This window comes from Neorhizobium sp. NPDC001467, from assembly GCF_050275975.1.
Lineage (GTDB): Bacteria > Pseudomonadota > Alphaproteobacteria > Rhizobiales > Rhizobiaceae > Neorhizobium.
On record NZ_JBNNPS010000004.1, the window covers coordinates 75,783 to 89,309 of the forward strand.

12 protein-coding genes are annotated in these 13,527 nt (G+C 60.5%); 4 read left to right on the forward strand and 8 right to left on the reverse strand.

The features are described from left to right. Positions 1-230: 230 nt before the first annotated feature. Positions 231-815 carry a polyhydroxyalkanoate synthesis repressor PhaR gene (gene phaR / locus ACQKKX_RS10675; RefSeq protein WP_427570672.1) on the forward strand — a complete coding sequence of 195 codons (585 nt, stop codon included), beginning with the start codon at positions 231-233 and terminating at the stop codon, positions 813-815. 85 nt (positions 816-900) lie between these two features. On the opposite strand, the gene rpmF is transcribed toward phaR, so the two are convergent. The 3 genes from rpmF to ACQKKX_RS10690 all read right to left on the reverse strand — a co-directional run bounded on the left by rpmF (position 901) and on the right by ACQKKX_RS10690 (position 2,668). Beyond that, a complete protein-coding gene (gene rpmF / locus ACQKKX_RS10680; RefSeq protein WP_112458846.1) occupies positions 901-1,086 on the reverse strand; it encodes a 50S ribosomal protein L32 in 186 nt (61 codons plus the stop codon). Positions 1,087-1,257: 171 nt separating this feature from the next. Continuing rightward, positions 1,258-1,917 carry a glutathione S-transferase family protein gene (locus ACQKKX_RS10685; protein WP_427570673.1) on the reverse strand — a complete coding sequence of 220 codons (660 nt, stop codon included), beginning with the start codon at positions 1,915-1,917 and terminating at the stop codon, positions 1,258-1,260. A gap of 70 nt (positions 1,918-1,987) precedes the next feature. Continuing rightward, positions 1,988-2,668, reverse strand: coding sequence for a transglycosylase domain-containing protein (locus ACQKKX_RS10690; RefSeq protein WP_427570893.1), 681 nt, complete (start codon positions 2,666-2,668; stop codon positions 1,988-1,990). 215 nt (positions 2,669-2,883) lie between these two features. Here ACQKKX_RS10690 and ACQKKX_RS10695 point away from each other — a divergent pair, with 215 nt between their 5' ends. Beyond that, the gene (locus tag ACQKKX_RS10695) at positions 2,884-3,810 is read left to right on the forward strand and encodes a polyprenyl synthetase family protein (protein ID WP_427570674.1); all 927 of its coding nucleotides are present in this window, start codon (positions 2,884-2,886) and stop codon (positions 3,808-3,810) included. Positions 3,811-3,858: 48 nt separating this feature from the next. Beyond that, on the forward strand, positions 3,859-4,500 hold the full coding sequence (locus ACQKKX_RS10700; protein ID WP_427570675.1) for a LysE family translocator: 642 nt from the start codon (positions 3,859-3,861) through the stop codon (positions 4,498-4,500). A 77-nt stretch (positions 4,501-4,577) separates the two neighbouring features. On the opposite strand, the gene ACQKKX_RS10705 is transcribed toward ACQKKX_RS10700, so the two are convergent. The 3 genes from ACQKKX_RS10705 to ACQKKX_RS10715 form a co-directional block, all read right to left on the reverse strand. Next, the gene (locus tag ACQKKX_RS10705) at positions 4,578-5,237 is read right to left on the reverse strand and encodes an OmpA family protein (RefSeq protein ID WP_427570676.1); all 660 of its coding nucleotides are present in this window, start codon (positions 5,235-5,237) and stop codon (positions 4,578-4,580) included. 139 nt (positions 5,238-5,376) lie between these two features. After that, positions 5,377-6,633 (reverse strand): flavodoxin-dependent (E)-4-hydroxy-3-methylbut-2-enyl-diphosphate synthase, encoded by a 1,257-nt coding sequence (gene ispG / locus ACQKKX_RS10710; protein ID WP_427570677.1) that lies wholly within the window; start codon positions 6,631-6,633, stop codon positions 5,377-5,379. 121 nt (positions 6,634-6,754) lie between these two features. Further along, entirely contained in the window at positions 6,755-7,945 is a 1,191-nt protein-coding gene (locus tag ACQKKX_RS10715) for an MFS transporter (protein WP_427570678.1), read from the reverse strand. A 265-nt stretch (positions 7,946-8,210) separates the two neighbouring features. Between ACQKKX_RS10715 and ACQKKX_RS10720 the strand changes: the two genes are divergently transcribed. Continuing rightward, on the forward strand, positions 8,211-9,128 hold the full coding sequence (locus ACQKKX_RS10720; protein ID WP_427570679.1) for a DMT family transporter: 918 nt from the start codon (positions 8,211-8,213) through the stop codon (positions 9,126-9,128). Positions 9,129-9,160: 32 nt separating this feature from the next. Here the strand turns inward: ACQKKX_RS10720 and pyc are convergent, their stop codons facing one another. Next, the gene (gene pyc / locus ACQKKX_RS10725; RefSeq protein WP_427570680.1) at positions 9,161-12,619 is read right to left on the reverse strand and encodes a pyruvate carboxylase; all 3,459 of its coding nucleotides are present in this window, start codon (positions 12,617-12,619) and stop codon (positions 9,161-9,163) included. A gap of 101 nt (positions 12,620-12,720) precedes the next feature. Next, a complete protein-coding gene (locus ACQKKX_RS10730; RefSeq protein ID WP_427570681.1) occupies positions 12,721-13,428 on the reverse strand; it encodes a helix-turn-helix transcriptional regulator in 708 nt (235 codons plus the stop codon). Between the last annotated feature and the right edge of the window lie 99 nt (positions 13,429-13,527).

The window sequence follows — 13,527 nt, forward strand, 5'->3', positions numbered from 1 at the left end:
CCTCAGGCGACCTAACATTGCGGTGAAACTGGCAAAGCTGATGGCCCAAGTCAAACGGCATTGCGGCCGTGGCCCGCCATGCACCAAGAGCGGATAGGGCTTTCTCCGACGTCCAGCTCACACCGCAGCGCACAAAAATCCATTGTCACTTTCGCCGGTTTGGGCGTAGTGTTCAGGCGGGAGAGGAAACCCGTATAACAGAACGATGTTAAGGGGACGAGGAGGAGAATATGGCGAAGAATGAAGGCCAAGTTGTCATCAAGAAATATGCCAACAGACGCCTCTATAACACCGGGACCAGCACTTATGTGACGCTGGAAGACCTTGCGAAAATGGTCAAGAAGGGCGAGGAATTCCTTGTTCAGGATGCCAAGACTGGCGAGGATATTACCCATTCTGTACTGACGCAGATTATCTTCGAACAGGAATCCAAGACCGGCAACACGCTGCTTCCGGTGTCGTTCCTCCGCCAGCTGATCACCTATTACGGGGACCAGATGCAGATGGTCGTGCCGACTTTTCTCGAACATTCGATGAAGACCTTCGCCGACCAGCAGGCGCAGATGCGTGAGCAGATGACCCGCACGCTGGGCGAAACACCGCTTGCAAAGAACCTGCAGGCGCCGATGCAGCTGATGGAAGAGCAGGTGCGCCGCAATACGGAAATGTTCCGTCAGGCCGTGCAGATGTTCACGCCGTTTGCGCCGCAGGCGGAAGCGCCGCGCGAGACGCGCAAGCCGGCCGATGTCCGGGATCTCGACGACCTGAAGGAACAGCTGCGTTCGTTGCAGACTCGTCTGGACAGCATGACATAACCGTTGCCGACGGATTTCACTGCGGCAGACAGCAAAAAGCCCGGTCGCGAGACCGGGCTTTCGAAACGACTGACGTCGGAAAAGCTTATGCGCTTTCCTTCGGCGTCAGAACCTGACGACCGCGGTACATGCCGGTCTTCAGATCGATATGGTGCGGACGGCGAAGCTCGCCGGAGTTCTTGTCCTCGACGAAGGTCGGGGTTGCGAGCGCGTCAGCAGAGCGGCGCATACCGCGCTTGGATCGGCTAACTTTTCTCTTCGGTACTGCCATTTTAAACGACTCCAATTGACGTGCAGACTATATCCGCGGCCGGTAATTCAGGCCGAATTGACATGTCTGAAACTCGGAAATTTGGGCGGCTTATACATGCGGTCTCGGCCTTTGACCAGTCCCTACCGCGATTTTCGAGTCGATTTTTGAGAATCGCCCGCAGGTCTCCCTTCATGCCTCGTCCTCTGGAACGATCCAGCTTTCGGCGCGGGCCCCGGCATCCCAGTCCTGCCATGCCGACGTCGCCTTGATCGCATCCATATAGGTGCGGGCGTCGTCGTCGACCGGGAGGTCATAGGCTTCGAGCCGATTGACAACCGGCGCATACATGGCGTCCGCAGCCGTAAACGCGCCAAACAGGAACGGTCCGCCGGACCGCGCGCGCAACTGTCGCCAGATCGTGGCGATGCGCCCGATATCCCTTGCCAGGGCTTTCGCCTGATCGTGATCGAGGCTGAGCGTTGCGGGCGCGCGCCGCATGTTCATCGGGCAGAGGCTGCGCAGATCACGAAAGCCGGACATCATCTCCATCGAAACGGCGCGTGCCACCGCCCTCTCGCCTGGATCTTCCGGCCAGAACCGTTTTTCGGGATAGAGTTCAGCAACATACTCGATGATCGCAAGCGACTCCCAGACGCGGCGCGTGCCGTGATGGAGCACCGGAACCTTGGCCGAAGGCGAAATTTCGGCAAAGCGCGGATTGCCGGCGGGCATGTCGAAGGGAATGAGGATTTCTTCAAAAGGCACGTCGAATGCGGTCAGCGCCATCCATGGGCGAAACGACCAGGACGAATAATTCTTGTTGCCGATATAGAGCGTCAATCCATCCATGCCCGGTCTCCCTTGTGACGAGAAGAGCGTAGCGTCCGCCGGCCATGGTGACCAATGAATTACGCCGACCCTATCGATAAAGACAGGTGATGTAATCGCCTGCAGCCTGAGCGCGACGTTCGACCATGACGGCGAGCCTTTGCATGCCCCGCCCGGGCTTGCCGGCCATGCGGATGATCGGGTTGGGCAAGGACACGGCCAGAAGAGCGGCCTGACGGCGAGTGAGCTTGGCGGCCGAGGTCTTGAAATGCCGCTGCGCGGCGGCGCCTGCTCCGTAGGTCTGCGGACCCATTTCGGCGACGTTGAGGTAGATTTCCATCATCCGCTTCTTCGACCAGACGAAATCGGCCCAGAGAGCGAGCGGCAATTCCAGTCCCTTGCGCAGAAAGGAGCGGCCATTCCACAAAAACAGGTTCTTGACCGTCTGCATGGGAATGGTGCTGGCGCCACGGGTAGGTTCTCCATCCAGCGCATCCTGCACCACGCCGCGCATCTGGTTCCAGTCGACGCCGCCATGGGCGCAGAACTGGCCGTCTTCGGACATCATGACAGAACGGACGAGGGTCGGCGAAATATCCTCGAATGCGGTCCACTGTCGGTCGTAGCCGCGCAGCAGGGCCAGATCGGCCACCATCAGTGTGGAGATCGGCCGGATGAACGGAATGGCGTATAAAAGGACGAGCAGATAGGGAAGAATCAGAAAAGCCGCGACGGCAAGGACGACCCGGCGCACAAACGGGTGCGAGAACATCCGCCTGTGACGGGATCGCGCCACCTGCCGCTCCTCTTCCGTGTTCTGCTGCTCGACTGGGCTTGCGTCCAAGATCGCACTCATTTGTCGCCTCTCGCCCGTTCTAGCGTTCAAGCCTGCCAAAAACCAGCCGCCTTGCCCCGTCATGCCCGTAAAACTGACGGTGATCCGAATATGACATTGCCAGCGCTTTTGTCGCATGTCAGATAGCGCGCATGACCCCACAACCCAGCACGTTCGCCTCGTCATTCGAAACCCGCCTGCGCGACAGCGCGATGGAAACGCAGGCTGCCCTCGTTGGGCTGCTCGAGGATGCCGCCCTGACGGACGAGACGGCACGGCCGCCGCGCCTGCTTGCTGCCATGCGTCACGGCACGCTCAACGGAGGCAAGCGCCTGCGGCCGTTTCTCGTGCGTGAAACCGCCGCCATGCTAGGGGGCGATGCTTCTGCTGCGTTGCGGGTCGGCGTGGCTTTGGAATGCCTTCATTGCTATTCGCTGATCCATGACGACCTTCCTGCCATGGACGACGACGATCTACGCCGCGGCCAGCCGACCGTGCACAAGGCCTTCGACGAGGCCACAGCAATCCTGGCCGGCGACGCGCTGCTGACCTATGCCTTTGATATCATCTGCGCACCGCAAACCGATCTCTCCGATCGCCAGAAGACGGAGCTTGTGCTCGCCTTGTCGCGCGCCGCCGGCATGGGCGGCATGGTCGGCGGGCAGATCCTCGACATCGAGGCTGAAAGCATCCGGCCGGATGAGGCCGGTATCGTCCAGCTTCAGGCCATGAAGACCGGCGCCCTTTTGCGTTTCGCCTGTGAAGCCGGCGCCATCGCCGCCGGGGCCGATGCTTCGCACCGCCAGAGAATGCGCCAATTCGGCGAGACGATCGGTCTGTCGTTCCAGCTTGCAGACGATCTTCTTGATGTCACCTCCGATGCCGTGACTCTCGGCAAGGCGGCGGGCAAGGATGCCGGCCGCGGCAAGGGCACGCTGGTAGCCCTGCATGGCATCGAATGGGCGGAAGAACGCCTCGATCGGCTGACGCAGGATGCCGAAAACCTGCTCTCGCCCTATGGCGAAAAGGCTGCCATATTGCGCGAAGCGGCACGTTTCATTGCCGATCGCAGCAACTGACGGGCCGGCATTGCGCTCAGCATGCCCGACCTTCCGAAGGGAGACAGCATGCCGGATATCTTCAGTTTCCTCTCCCTGATCTGGCCGGCATACATAGCCTATCTCATAGCCGTTCTCAGCCCCGGTCCCGCCAATTTCGCGATCATCGGCACGGCTATCTCGCAAGGGCGCCGAGCCGGTCTCGTCCTCGCGCTCGGTATCTTCTGCGGATCGCTGACCTGGGGTGTCTCGGCGGCACTCGGACTGGCAGCCCTCTTACGAACTTATGCCGTCGCGCTCGAGATCATCAAGGTCATCGGTGGCCTCTATCTGATCTATCTCGCCTTCAAAGCATATAAGTCCGCCCGGATGCCCCATGCCGTACCGGCAGGCGGGACCGCGCACACGAATTGCTCTGCCCGGCAGCTGTGGCTGCGGGGCTATGCCATCCACATTACCAATCCGAAGGCGATCTTTGCCTGGCTTGCGATCATGTCGCTGGGGCTTCCCGCTGATGCGCCTGCCTCGACGGTGGTGCTGATGCTTGGCATGTTCAGCACGTCGAGTTTCGTGGTTTTTACCGGTTATGCGTTGCTGTTTTCGACACGCCATGCACTACGCCTCTACACGGCTGCCAGGCGCTGGATCGAGGGTACGATGGCCGTCTTTTACGGTGTTGCCGGTGTGAAGCTGCTGACCAGCCGCATTTGACAGGAAACGTAAACGACGAAGGCCCCGTGCTCGGGAGGGAACACGAGGCCATTCTTGTTTGTAGGAACCGTCTGGTGTCAGTTCTGCTCGATCGGGGCGATCGCCACTTCGACGCGGCGGTTCTGGGCGCGCCCGTCCGGCGTCGCGTTGGTCGCGATCGGCTGAGAGGGACCAAAGCCCATGGTCGATATGCGCCGCTGATCGATGCCGCGGCTGCCGAGATAATTGGCGACCGACGCGGCGCGCCGCTCCGACAAGCCCTGATTATGCTGCAGGCTGCCGGTGGAATCGGTATGGCCATTGATGTCGATATAGGTCTTGCCGAACTTGTTGAGCACGATGGCGACCGAATCCAGCGTCCGGTAGAAGGGCGGGATGACCTGATCCTGATCAGTGGCAAAGGTGATGTTGGACGGCATGTTGAGGATGATGCGGTCGCCCTGGCGGGTCACAGAAACGCCGGTGCCCTGCAGTTCACGGCGCAGTTCGGCTTCCTGATTGTCCATGTAATTGCCGATGGCACCGCCGGCGAGACCGCCGATCGCGGCGCCGATAAGCGCGTTGCGGCCCTTGTTGCCGCCGCCGACCACGAGGCCCCCGAGTGCGCCCAAGCCGGCACCAATGGCAGCGCCGCCTGCCATGTTCGATGTCTTCTGTTCACCGGTATAAGGGTCAGTGGTCGTGCATGCGGAAAGATAGGTAGCGCAAAGCGCCACCAATGCGAATTTCTTGATCATTCGAATCGTAATCCCCGTCGTCTGAGATGGATGTCCCTTTGCCAAGAATTGCGGCGAAACGAGGAAAGAAGGCGTTAACCATGCGGCGCCGGAGGACGGATTGTCGCCGGTCCGCATTCACAATAACGGGAGCGCCGCACTATTCGGCAGCGGTTTCAGTCCGCTGGCCAAAACGCTGCTCGATATAATCCGCCACGAGTTTTTCGAAATCCGCGGCAATATTGGGGCCGCGTAGCGTCATTTCTTTCTTGCCGTCGATGAAAACCGGTGCGGCCGGCGTTTCACCCGTTCCCGGCAGCGAAATACCGATATCGGCATGCTTGCTTTCGCCCGGGCCGTTGACGATGCAGCCCATGACGGCGACGTTGAGCGCCTCGACGCCGGGATATTTTTCGCGCCAGATCGGCATGTTCTTGCGAATATCGTTCTGGATGTTCTGGGCCAGTTCTTGAAAGACGGTCGATGTGGTGCGGCCGCAGCCGGGACATGCGGCCACGACCGGAATGAACTGGCGAAAGCCCATGACCTGCAGGATTTCCTGGGCTACCTGAACTTCCTTGGTGCGGTCGCCGTTCGGCTCCGGCGTCAAAGACACACGGATCGTGTCGCCAATGCCGTGCTGAAGCACGTAGCCCATGGCAGCGGACGAGGCGACGATGCCCTTGGAACCCATGCCGGCTTCGGTGAGACCCAGATGCAGCGCATGGTTGGAGCGCTCCGCCAGCATGGAATAACAGGCGATCAGATCCTGCACCTGGCTGACTTTTGCCGACAGAATGATGCGGTTACGGGGCAGGCCGATCGATTCGGCGAGTTCAGCCGAGATCAGCGCCGATTGCACGATTGCCTCATGCATGACCTGACGCGCCGAAAGCGGCGAGCCCTGGGCGGCGTTGTGGTCCATCAGCGTGGTCAGCAGATCCTGGTCGAGCGACCCCCAGTTGACGCCGATACGCACCGGCTTGTCGTAGCGGATCGCCATCTCGATGATATCGGCGAACTGCTTGTCCTTCTTGTCCTTGAAACCGACATTGCCCGGGTTGATGCGGTATTTGGCCAGTGCCTCAGCGCAGGCCGGGTGATCGGCGAGCAGCTTGTGGCCGATATAATGGAAATCGCCGACAAGCGGCACGTCCATGCCCAGACGCAGCAGGCGTTCGCGTACCTTCGGCACGGCAGCAGCGCTTTCGTCACGGTCGACGGTGATGCGCACGATTTCCGAGCCGGCCTTATAGAGGGCGGCCACTTGCGCAACCGTCGCATCGACATCGGCGGTGTCGGTATTGGTCATGGACTGGACGACGACCGGCGCGCCGCCGCCGACGATCACGCCACCCACATCGACTGCAACAGTGGCGCGACGGGGCTTTGGATCATAATCGATGGGTGAGGACATCAAACGTCTCGATACCTTGGCTTGTTGGATCACTCAGGTGGATCATGGCATGCGCCTTGTCAACCTAAAGGCCCTTTAGTTTACCCTGTTGCGCTGCGAACGGCGAGCCCTCGCTGCTGCGTCAGTGATGTGCATTATCCGCATGGCGGGCGAGGGATGAAAATGCCATGGCGATGACGATCAGCATGGAAAGCCCGACGAAAATCAGGCCAAGACCGGTGTGGCGCGCAATGAAGCCGATCGCGGACGGCGCTACCAGAATGCCGGAATAGCCCATCGTCGTGACAATCGAAAGACCGACGCCCGGGGCCATGCCGGGCAGGTTGCCGGCCGCGGAAAAGGCGATCGGCACGATGTTGGAAATGCCGATGCCGCACAGGGCAAATCCGATGATGGCGATGGTAGAGTTGCCGGCAAAGCCAATGATCATCAGGCCGATGATGGCGATGGCGGCGCAGCCGCGCAATGTTTTGACTGCGCCAAGGCGGTCGCGGATCAGGTCGCCGGCAAAACGCATCAATGCCATGGTCAGCGAGAAGGCGGCAAAGGCGAAACCCGACAGCGTGGCCGAAGCGCCGAGTTCGTTGCGCATGTAAAGCGCGCCCCAATCGAGGATCGCGCCCTCCGGGATCATGCAGAACAGGGCGAGGACGCCGATCAGCCAGGGGAGGGGAGATCTTGGCAGGCCGCGGGGTCGGCTAGAAACATCCTCGTCGGGGTGAGGTGCGTCATGGAACACCAGCGGCCAGGCCGCTGCCACCATGATGGCGGCGGCGATGGTGACGATCACGGCATGCGTGCCCACACCGACATGGTCTATAAGGAAACCGCCGGTAGCCGCGCCGATCAGTCCGCCAAGGCTCCAGAAGGCGTGGCAGGACGACATGATGGCCCGGCGCATATGGCGTTCGACCGAAACCGCGTTGGCATTCATCGCCACATCCATGGCACCGATCAGCCCGCCGAACAGAAAGATGGCGACGCCGCCCAGCCAGACATTGCCGACAAAGGTCAGGGTGAGCAGACACGGCGTCAGCAGCACGGCGGCAAACCGCGTGACAGTGCTAGAGCCGAATCGCGCGATCTGACTACCCGCAACCGGCATCATTGCCAGCGAGCCGAGGCCGAACACCAGAATCATGACGCCGAGCGTCGCTTCGTCGAGGCTCAATCGTGCGGCAAATTCCGGGATTTTCGGTGCCCAGGCACCCATCATGAAGCCGTTCATCAGAAACAACAGGGCGACACCGATGCGTTCGCGCGTCACGACGGGGGCGGAGGCCCTCGTCACTAGGTCCAGGCTCTTGTCCATATCCATCCTCCCGCTCAAGCGTGCCGGCATCAAACCGACAGCGCGACCACATGCGCGCCCGCTCCGTTCGCAGCAAGACGGTTGCTTTTATTCACAGATAACCTAGAGCGGTTCGCTGTTAAATGGAAACCGTTTCGGTACCCGTTTTGTCGCCAATCCGACGGCAAAATATCGGCCCTTTCGGTCCTGGAGCGCCGAAGGACCTGTTTTCATTTGATCGTCACCCGCTGTGAAGCGCAGAAGCCACAACCCATATGAGGCGCTCATGTCGGCCGCGGCCCCCATCAGATCCAGCATCGCCGCCGGCGTCGTGCTAATCAGCGCATCCTATCTCCTGTTCACCGTGCACGATGCCGTGGTGAAGCTTCTGGTCGCCGATTTCAGCGTCTGGCAGATCATCTTCGTGCGCAGCGTCACGATCGTGATCGGCTGCCTAGTCGTCGGGGGGCGCAGTTTGCCGGCCCGGGCACTGCGCACGCCGATCATGCTGCCGATGGCGGTGCGCAGCGTGTTCCTTCTCACCGCATGGTTTTCCTTCTATACGGCGGCAAAATCGCTGCAGCTGGCGGAAATGACGACGCTCTATTACGCCTCACCGGTCGTCGCCACCCTGCTTGCCATCCCGATTCTCAAGGAAAAGGTGCCGGCGCAACGCTGGGCGGCAATCATACTGGGGTTCGTCGGGGTCTTCATCGCCAGCAATCCGGTCGGGCTTACGGTATCCTTGCCTGTCGGCCTGGCGCTGCTAGCTGCCGTGCTGTGGGCAGGCGGCAGCGTTCTGTTGCGCAAGACGGCCATGAACGAACCTACCATCGTGCAAATGACGCTGACCAACACATTCTTTGTGCTGATGACGTTTGCGATGGCCTATTATAACTGGCGCCCGGTCGCACTGGAAACCGGACTGCTTCTGCTGGTGGTCGGGCTGATCGGCGCTGGGGCGCAGGCGACCCTCTTCGAGGCGATGCGCCGGGCGCCGGTTTCGGTTCTGGCACCGTTCGAATATTCGTCGCTGATCTGGTCTTTCCTGATCGGCTATCTCATCTGGCACGATTTCCCGACCAGCAATGTCGCCATCGGCGCGTTGCTCATTCTCCTGGCCGGGCTGGTGATCGTCTACAGCGAAAGACTGGCGGCGCGGCGATATCGGCTCGGCAAGCCAGACGAGGCGGTCGACGGCTGACCACCGTACCGCCGGTTCCGGCCTCTGCGCCGTTAGTCAGCGTAGACGATCAGCAGATCCTTGGCATCGATCTGGTCGCCAGCCTTGACCAGCACTTCGGCAATCATCCCGTCCTTTTCGGCATGCAGCGCGGTTTCCATCTTCATCGCCTCAATGGAAATGAGCACATCACCCGCCTGCACCGTCTGGCCGGCTGACACGGCAACGGTCGAAACCACGCCCGGCATCGGCGCGCCAAGATGGGCCGCGTTGCCGCCCTCGGCCTTGCGGCGGATCGCGCTGGCAGACGTGCGGTTGCGATCCGGCACCTTGATGCGACGCGGTTGGCCGTTCAGTTCGAAGAATACCGTCACCATCCCTTGCGCGTCGGGCGCGCTCGCGGCCTGGTTGACGATGACAAGCGTCTTGCCCTTCTCGATATCGGCCAGCAGTTCCTCGCCATCCGCCATCCCGTAGAAGAACGCAGGGGTCGGCAGAACGGAAACCGGACCATAGGTGTCGGAGGCCAGTGCGAAGTCGGTAAAGACTTTCGGATACATCAGGTATGAGGCGAATTCGAAGTCATCGACCTTGCGTTCCAGCTTCGTCTCGATATCGCTGCGTTCCTGATCGAGATCGGCGTCCGCCAGAAGCGAGCCGGGCACGTCCGTGTAGGGTTTGTCGCCTTTCAAAGCCTTCTTCTGGATCGCTGCCGGCCATCCGCCCGGAGGCTGGCCGAGATCGCCCTTCAGCATGGCGACGACCGAATCCGGGAAGGCGATGTCCTTGGCCGGGTTTTCGACATCGGCAACGGTCAAGTCCTGGCTCACCATCATCAGCGCCATGTCGCCGACGACCTTGGAGGACGGCGTGACCTTGACGATATCGCCGAACATCTGGTTCACGTCGGCATAGGTCTGGGCGACCTTGTGCCACTTGGTTTCCAGTCCCAGTGAACGTGCCTGTTCCTTGAGATTGGTGAACTGGCCGCCCGGCATTTCATGCAGATAGACTTCCGAAGCCGGTCCCTTCAGATCGCTTTCGAAGGCGGCGTACTGGCCGCGCACCGCTTCCCAGTAGAACGAGATTTTCCGGATCCATTCCGGATCGAGGCCTGAATCGCGCTCGGTGCCGGACAGTGCTTCGACGATCGAGCCGAGGCAGGGCTGCGACGTGTTGCCCGAGAACGCGTCCATGGCCGCATCGACCACGTCGACACCGGCTTCCACGGCGGCAAGCACGGTGGCTGCCGAAATGCCGGATGTATCATGGGTGTGGAAATGGATCGGCAGTGCAGTTTCCTGACGCAGCGCCGTAAACAGGGTGTGGGCGGCAGCCGGTTTCAGCAGGCCTGCCATGTCCTTTACGGCGATGATATGGGCGCCAGCCTTTTCGAGGTCCTGCGCCAGCGCGACGTAATATTTAAGGTCGTATTTGGGGCGCGCTGCATTGGTCAGATCGCCGGTATAGCAGATCGCCGCTTCGCAGAGCTTGTTTTCCTCCTGCACGGCATCCATGGATACGCGCATGTTGTCGACCCAGTTCAGGCAGTCGAACACGCGGAAGAGATCGATGCCGCCTCTGGCTGCCTGACGGACAAAATATTTGACGACGTTGTCGGGATAGTTCTTGTAGCCGACCCCATTGGCGCCGCGCAGCAGCATCTGCAGCAGAAGGTTCGGCGCACCGCCGCGGATCAGTGACAGGCGCTCCCATGGGTCTTCGGTCAGGAACCGCATCGAGACGTCGAAGGTCGCGCCGCCCCAGCATTCCAGCGAGAACAGATTGGGCAGAGCACGGGCATAGACATCGGCGATGCGGGCGATGTCATGGGTGCGCATGCGCGTGGCCAGAAGCGATTGGTGCCCGTCGCGCATGGTCGTATCGGTGATCAGGACGCGATCATGTCCACGCATCCATTCGGCAAATTTCCGCGGCCCGAGTTCGTCGAGCTTCTGTCTGCTACCGCTCTGGATCTCCTCTTCGACATGGGGGAGGATCGGTTTCGCGGCGTTGGCGGATGGCGTCGGCCGGCCCTTGGTTTCCGGATGGCCGTTGACGGTCACGTCGGCGAGATAGGTCAACAGTTTCGTTGCGCGGTCCTGTCGCTTTACCTGCTCGAACAGTTCCGGGGTCGTATCGATGAAGCGTGTGGTGTAGGAGTTATCGCGGAATTTCTCGTGGCCGATGATCGCCTCGAGGAAGGTCAGGTTGGTGGCGACGCCGCGGATGCGGAATTCGCGCAGGGCGCGGTCCATCCGGCTGATCGCTTCCTGAGGGGTGGAGCCCGATGCCGTCACCTTCACCAGAAGCGGGTCGTAAAAGCGGGTGATGATTGCCCCGGTATAGGCCGTGCCGCCATCGAGACGGATGCCAAAACCGGCGGCAGACCGATAGGCGGTGATGCGGCCGTAATCCGGGATGAAATTCTGTTCCGGGTCCTCGGTGGTGATGCGGCATTGCAGGGCATGGCCGTTGAGACGGATATTTCCCTGCGCCGGGACGCCGGATTCCGGCGTGCCGATGGCGGCGCCTTCGAGGATGTGGATCTGCGCCTTGACGATATCGATGCCGGTGACGACTTCGGTCACGGTATGCTCGACCTGGATGCGCGGATTGACTTCGATGAAGTAGAATTTGCCGGTCTCGGCATCCATCAGATATTCGACCGTGCCGGCGCCGACATAGTTCGTGGCCTTGGCGATCTTCAGCGAATAGTTCGCCAGTTCTTGCCTTTGTGCCTCGGAGAGGTAAGGGGCCGGCGCGCGCTCGACGACTTTCTGGTTTCGGCGCTGGATGGAACAATCGCGCTCGAACAGATGAACGACATTGCCATGCGTGTCGCCGAGAATCTGGCTTTCGACATGGCGGGCGCGCTCCACCAGTTTTTCGAGATAGACCTCGTCCTTGCCGAAGGCGGCTTTCGCCTCCCGCTTGGCCTCGACAACTTCCCTTGCGAGATCCTTCGGATCACGGATGGCACGCATGCCGCGTCCGCCGCCACCCCAGGAGGCTTTCAGCATCACCGGGTAACCGATTTCCTCGGCCATTTGCGCAACCTGCGCCATATCCTCGGGCAGCGGTTCGGTGGCGGGTACGACCGGCACGCCAACCGAGATGGCAAGAGTGCGGGCCGCCACCTTGTTGCCGAGCTGGCGCATCGTGTCGGGTCGCGGGCCGATGAAGATAATGCCGGCGGCATCGCAGGCATCGACGAATTCCGGGCTTTCCGACAGGAGACCGTACCCCGGATGGATCGCATCGGCACCGGACAGTTTTGCCACCCGGATAACTTCCGGGATCGAAAGATAGCTCTCGATCGGCCCAAGGTCCTTTTCCAGATGCGGCCCGCGGCCGACCTGGTAGCTTTCATCCGCCTTGAAACGGTGCAACGAAAGCTTGTCCTCTTCCGCCCAGATGGCGACCGTTTTTATTCCGAGCTCGTTGGCGGCACGAAAAACACGGATCGCGATTTCGGATCGGTTGGCAACAAGGATTTTCGAGATCGGCAAGACTGTCTCCCATCGTACTTGCGATATGCTGCGACCGCGAGACGATCACTAATAGCCTGCCGGATCAAGTCCAATCTCTTACGCAACCGACCTCTACGGTCTCAGGAAACCAGTCCCAGCCGAAAGGCGATGGCGACGACATGCTGCCGGTTGCTGGCCTCGAATTTTTCCTGAATGGCGTTGATATACCAATCCACCGTGTGGTTCGAAATGCTCAGCGCCTTGGCGATCTCGTGTGAAGTCATGCCTTCAGCGAGAAGATGCAGAACCTCTGTCTCTCGACGGGTCAGGGTAGTCTCGACCGATTTGATCGCTTCGAAATGCGAGGCCTTTCCGGTCAATTCCAGGCTGCGCCAGAACATTTTCTTGGCGGCCGCATCGAACATCGTCATCTCGGCCGGCGACAGATCGATGAACTGGCCGCCGATGCTGACATGACCGAGAAGGCCGTTGCGACCATGGACTGGAAACGTGTAGCCGTCATTGAGGCCCGAGCGCGAGGCATCCTGCATCATCCGCTGGATACGCTTGCGGTTGGGATCGCTTCTGAACATGCTGATGGCCTCGCGCCAGCGAAACGGGCGTTGTGCCACGGCCAGCATGCGAATGGTGGGATCGACGAGACCGAATTTCTTGGCCGCATAGGTTTCCTGCCAGCCTTCCGGCCAGCGCCCCCATAGAACGGTACTTTCGAGATAGCCGAGCGTCTGGGATTTCATCCAGATGCCGTAATAGCTGAAACCGTAATTCTTCAGCACCGCCTCGAATTCCGCCGCCAGTTCTGTCTGGTTTTTTGCCTCTTGGGCCAAGACCAAAAATTGTAAAATCGAGTGAACTGTCACTCTAGCCCCCCGGCAACAGATAAAATCGCACGCTTGTTCTCAGACAATTCCGCCTCGCTGACCATC

What these genes read in the sequence shown, in the direction of transcription:
- phaR (WP_427570672.1), top strand. Translation starts at nt 231, where the DNA reads ATGGCGAAGAATGAAGGCCAAGTTGTCATCAAGAAATATGCCAACAGA.
- rpmF (WP_112458846.1), bottom strand. Translation starts at nt 1,086, where the DNA reads ATGGCAGTACCGAAGAGAAAAGTTAGCCGATCCAAGCGCGGTATGCGC.
- ACQKKX_RS10685 (WP_427570673.1), bottom strand. Translation starts at nt 1,917, where the DNA reads ATGGATGGATTGACGCTCTATATCGGCAACAAGAATTATTCGTCCTGG.
- ACQKKX_RS10690 (WP_427570893.1), bottom strand. Translation starts at nt 2,668, where the DNA reads ATGTTCTCGCACCCGTTTGTGCGCCGGGTCGTCCTTGCCGTCGCGGCT.
- ACQKKX_RS10695 (WP_427570674.1), top strand. Translation starts at nt 2,884, where the DNA reads ATGACCCCACAACCCAGCACGTTCGCCTCGTCATTCGAAACCCGCCTG.
- ACQKKX_RS10700 (WP_427570675.1), top strand. Translation starts at nt 3,859, where the DNA reads ATGCCGGATATCTTCAGTTTCCTCTCCCTGATCTGGCCGGCATACATA.
- ACQKKX_RS10705 (WP_427570676.1), bottom strand. Translation starts at nt 5,237, where the DNA reads ATGATCAAGAAATTCGCATTGGTGGCGCTTTGCGCTACCTATCTTTCC.
- ispG (WP_427570677.1), bottom strand. Translation starts at nt 6,633, where the DNA reads ATGTCCTCACCCATCGATTATGATCCAAAGCCCCGTCGCGCCACTGTT.
- ACQKKX_RS10715 (WP_427570678.1), bottom strand. Translation starts at nt 7,945, where the DNA reads ATGGACAAGAGCCTGGACCTAGTGACGAGGGCCTCCGCCCCCGTCGTG.
- ACQKKX_RS10720 (WP_427570679.1), top strand. Translation starts at nt 8,211, where the DNA reads ATGTCGGCCGCGGCCCCCATCAGATCCAGCATCGCCGCCGGCGTCGTG.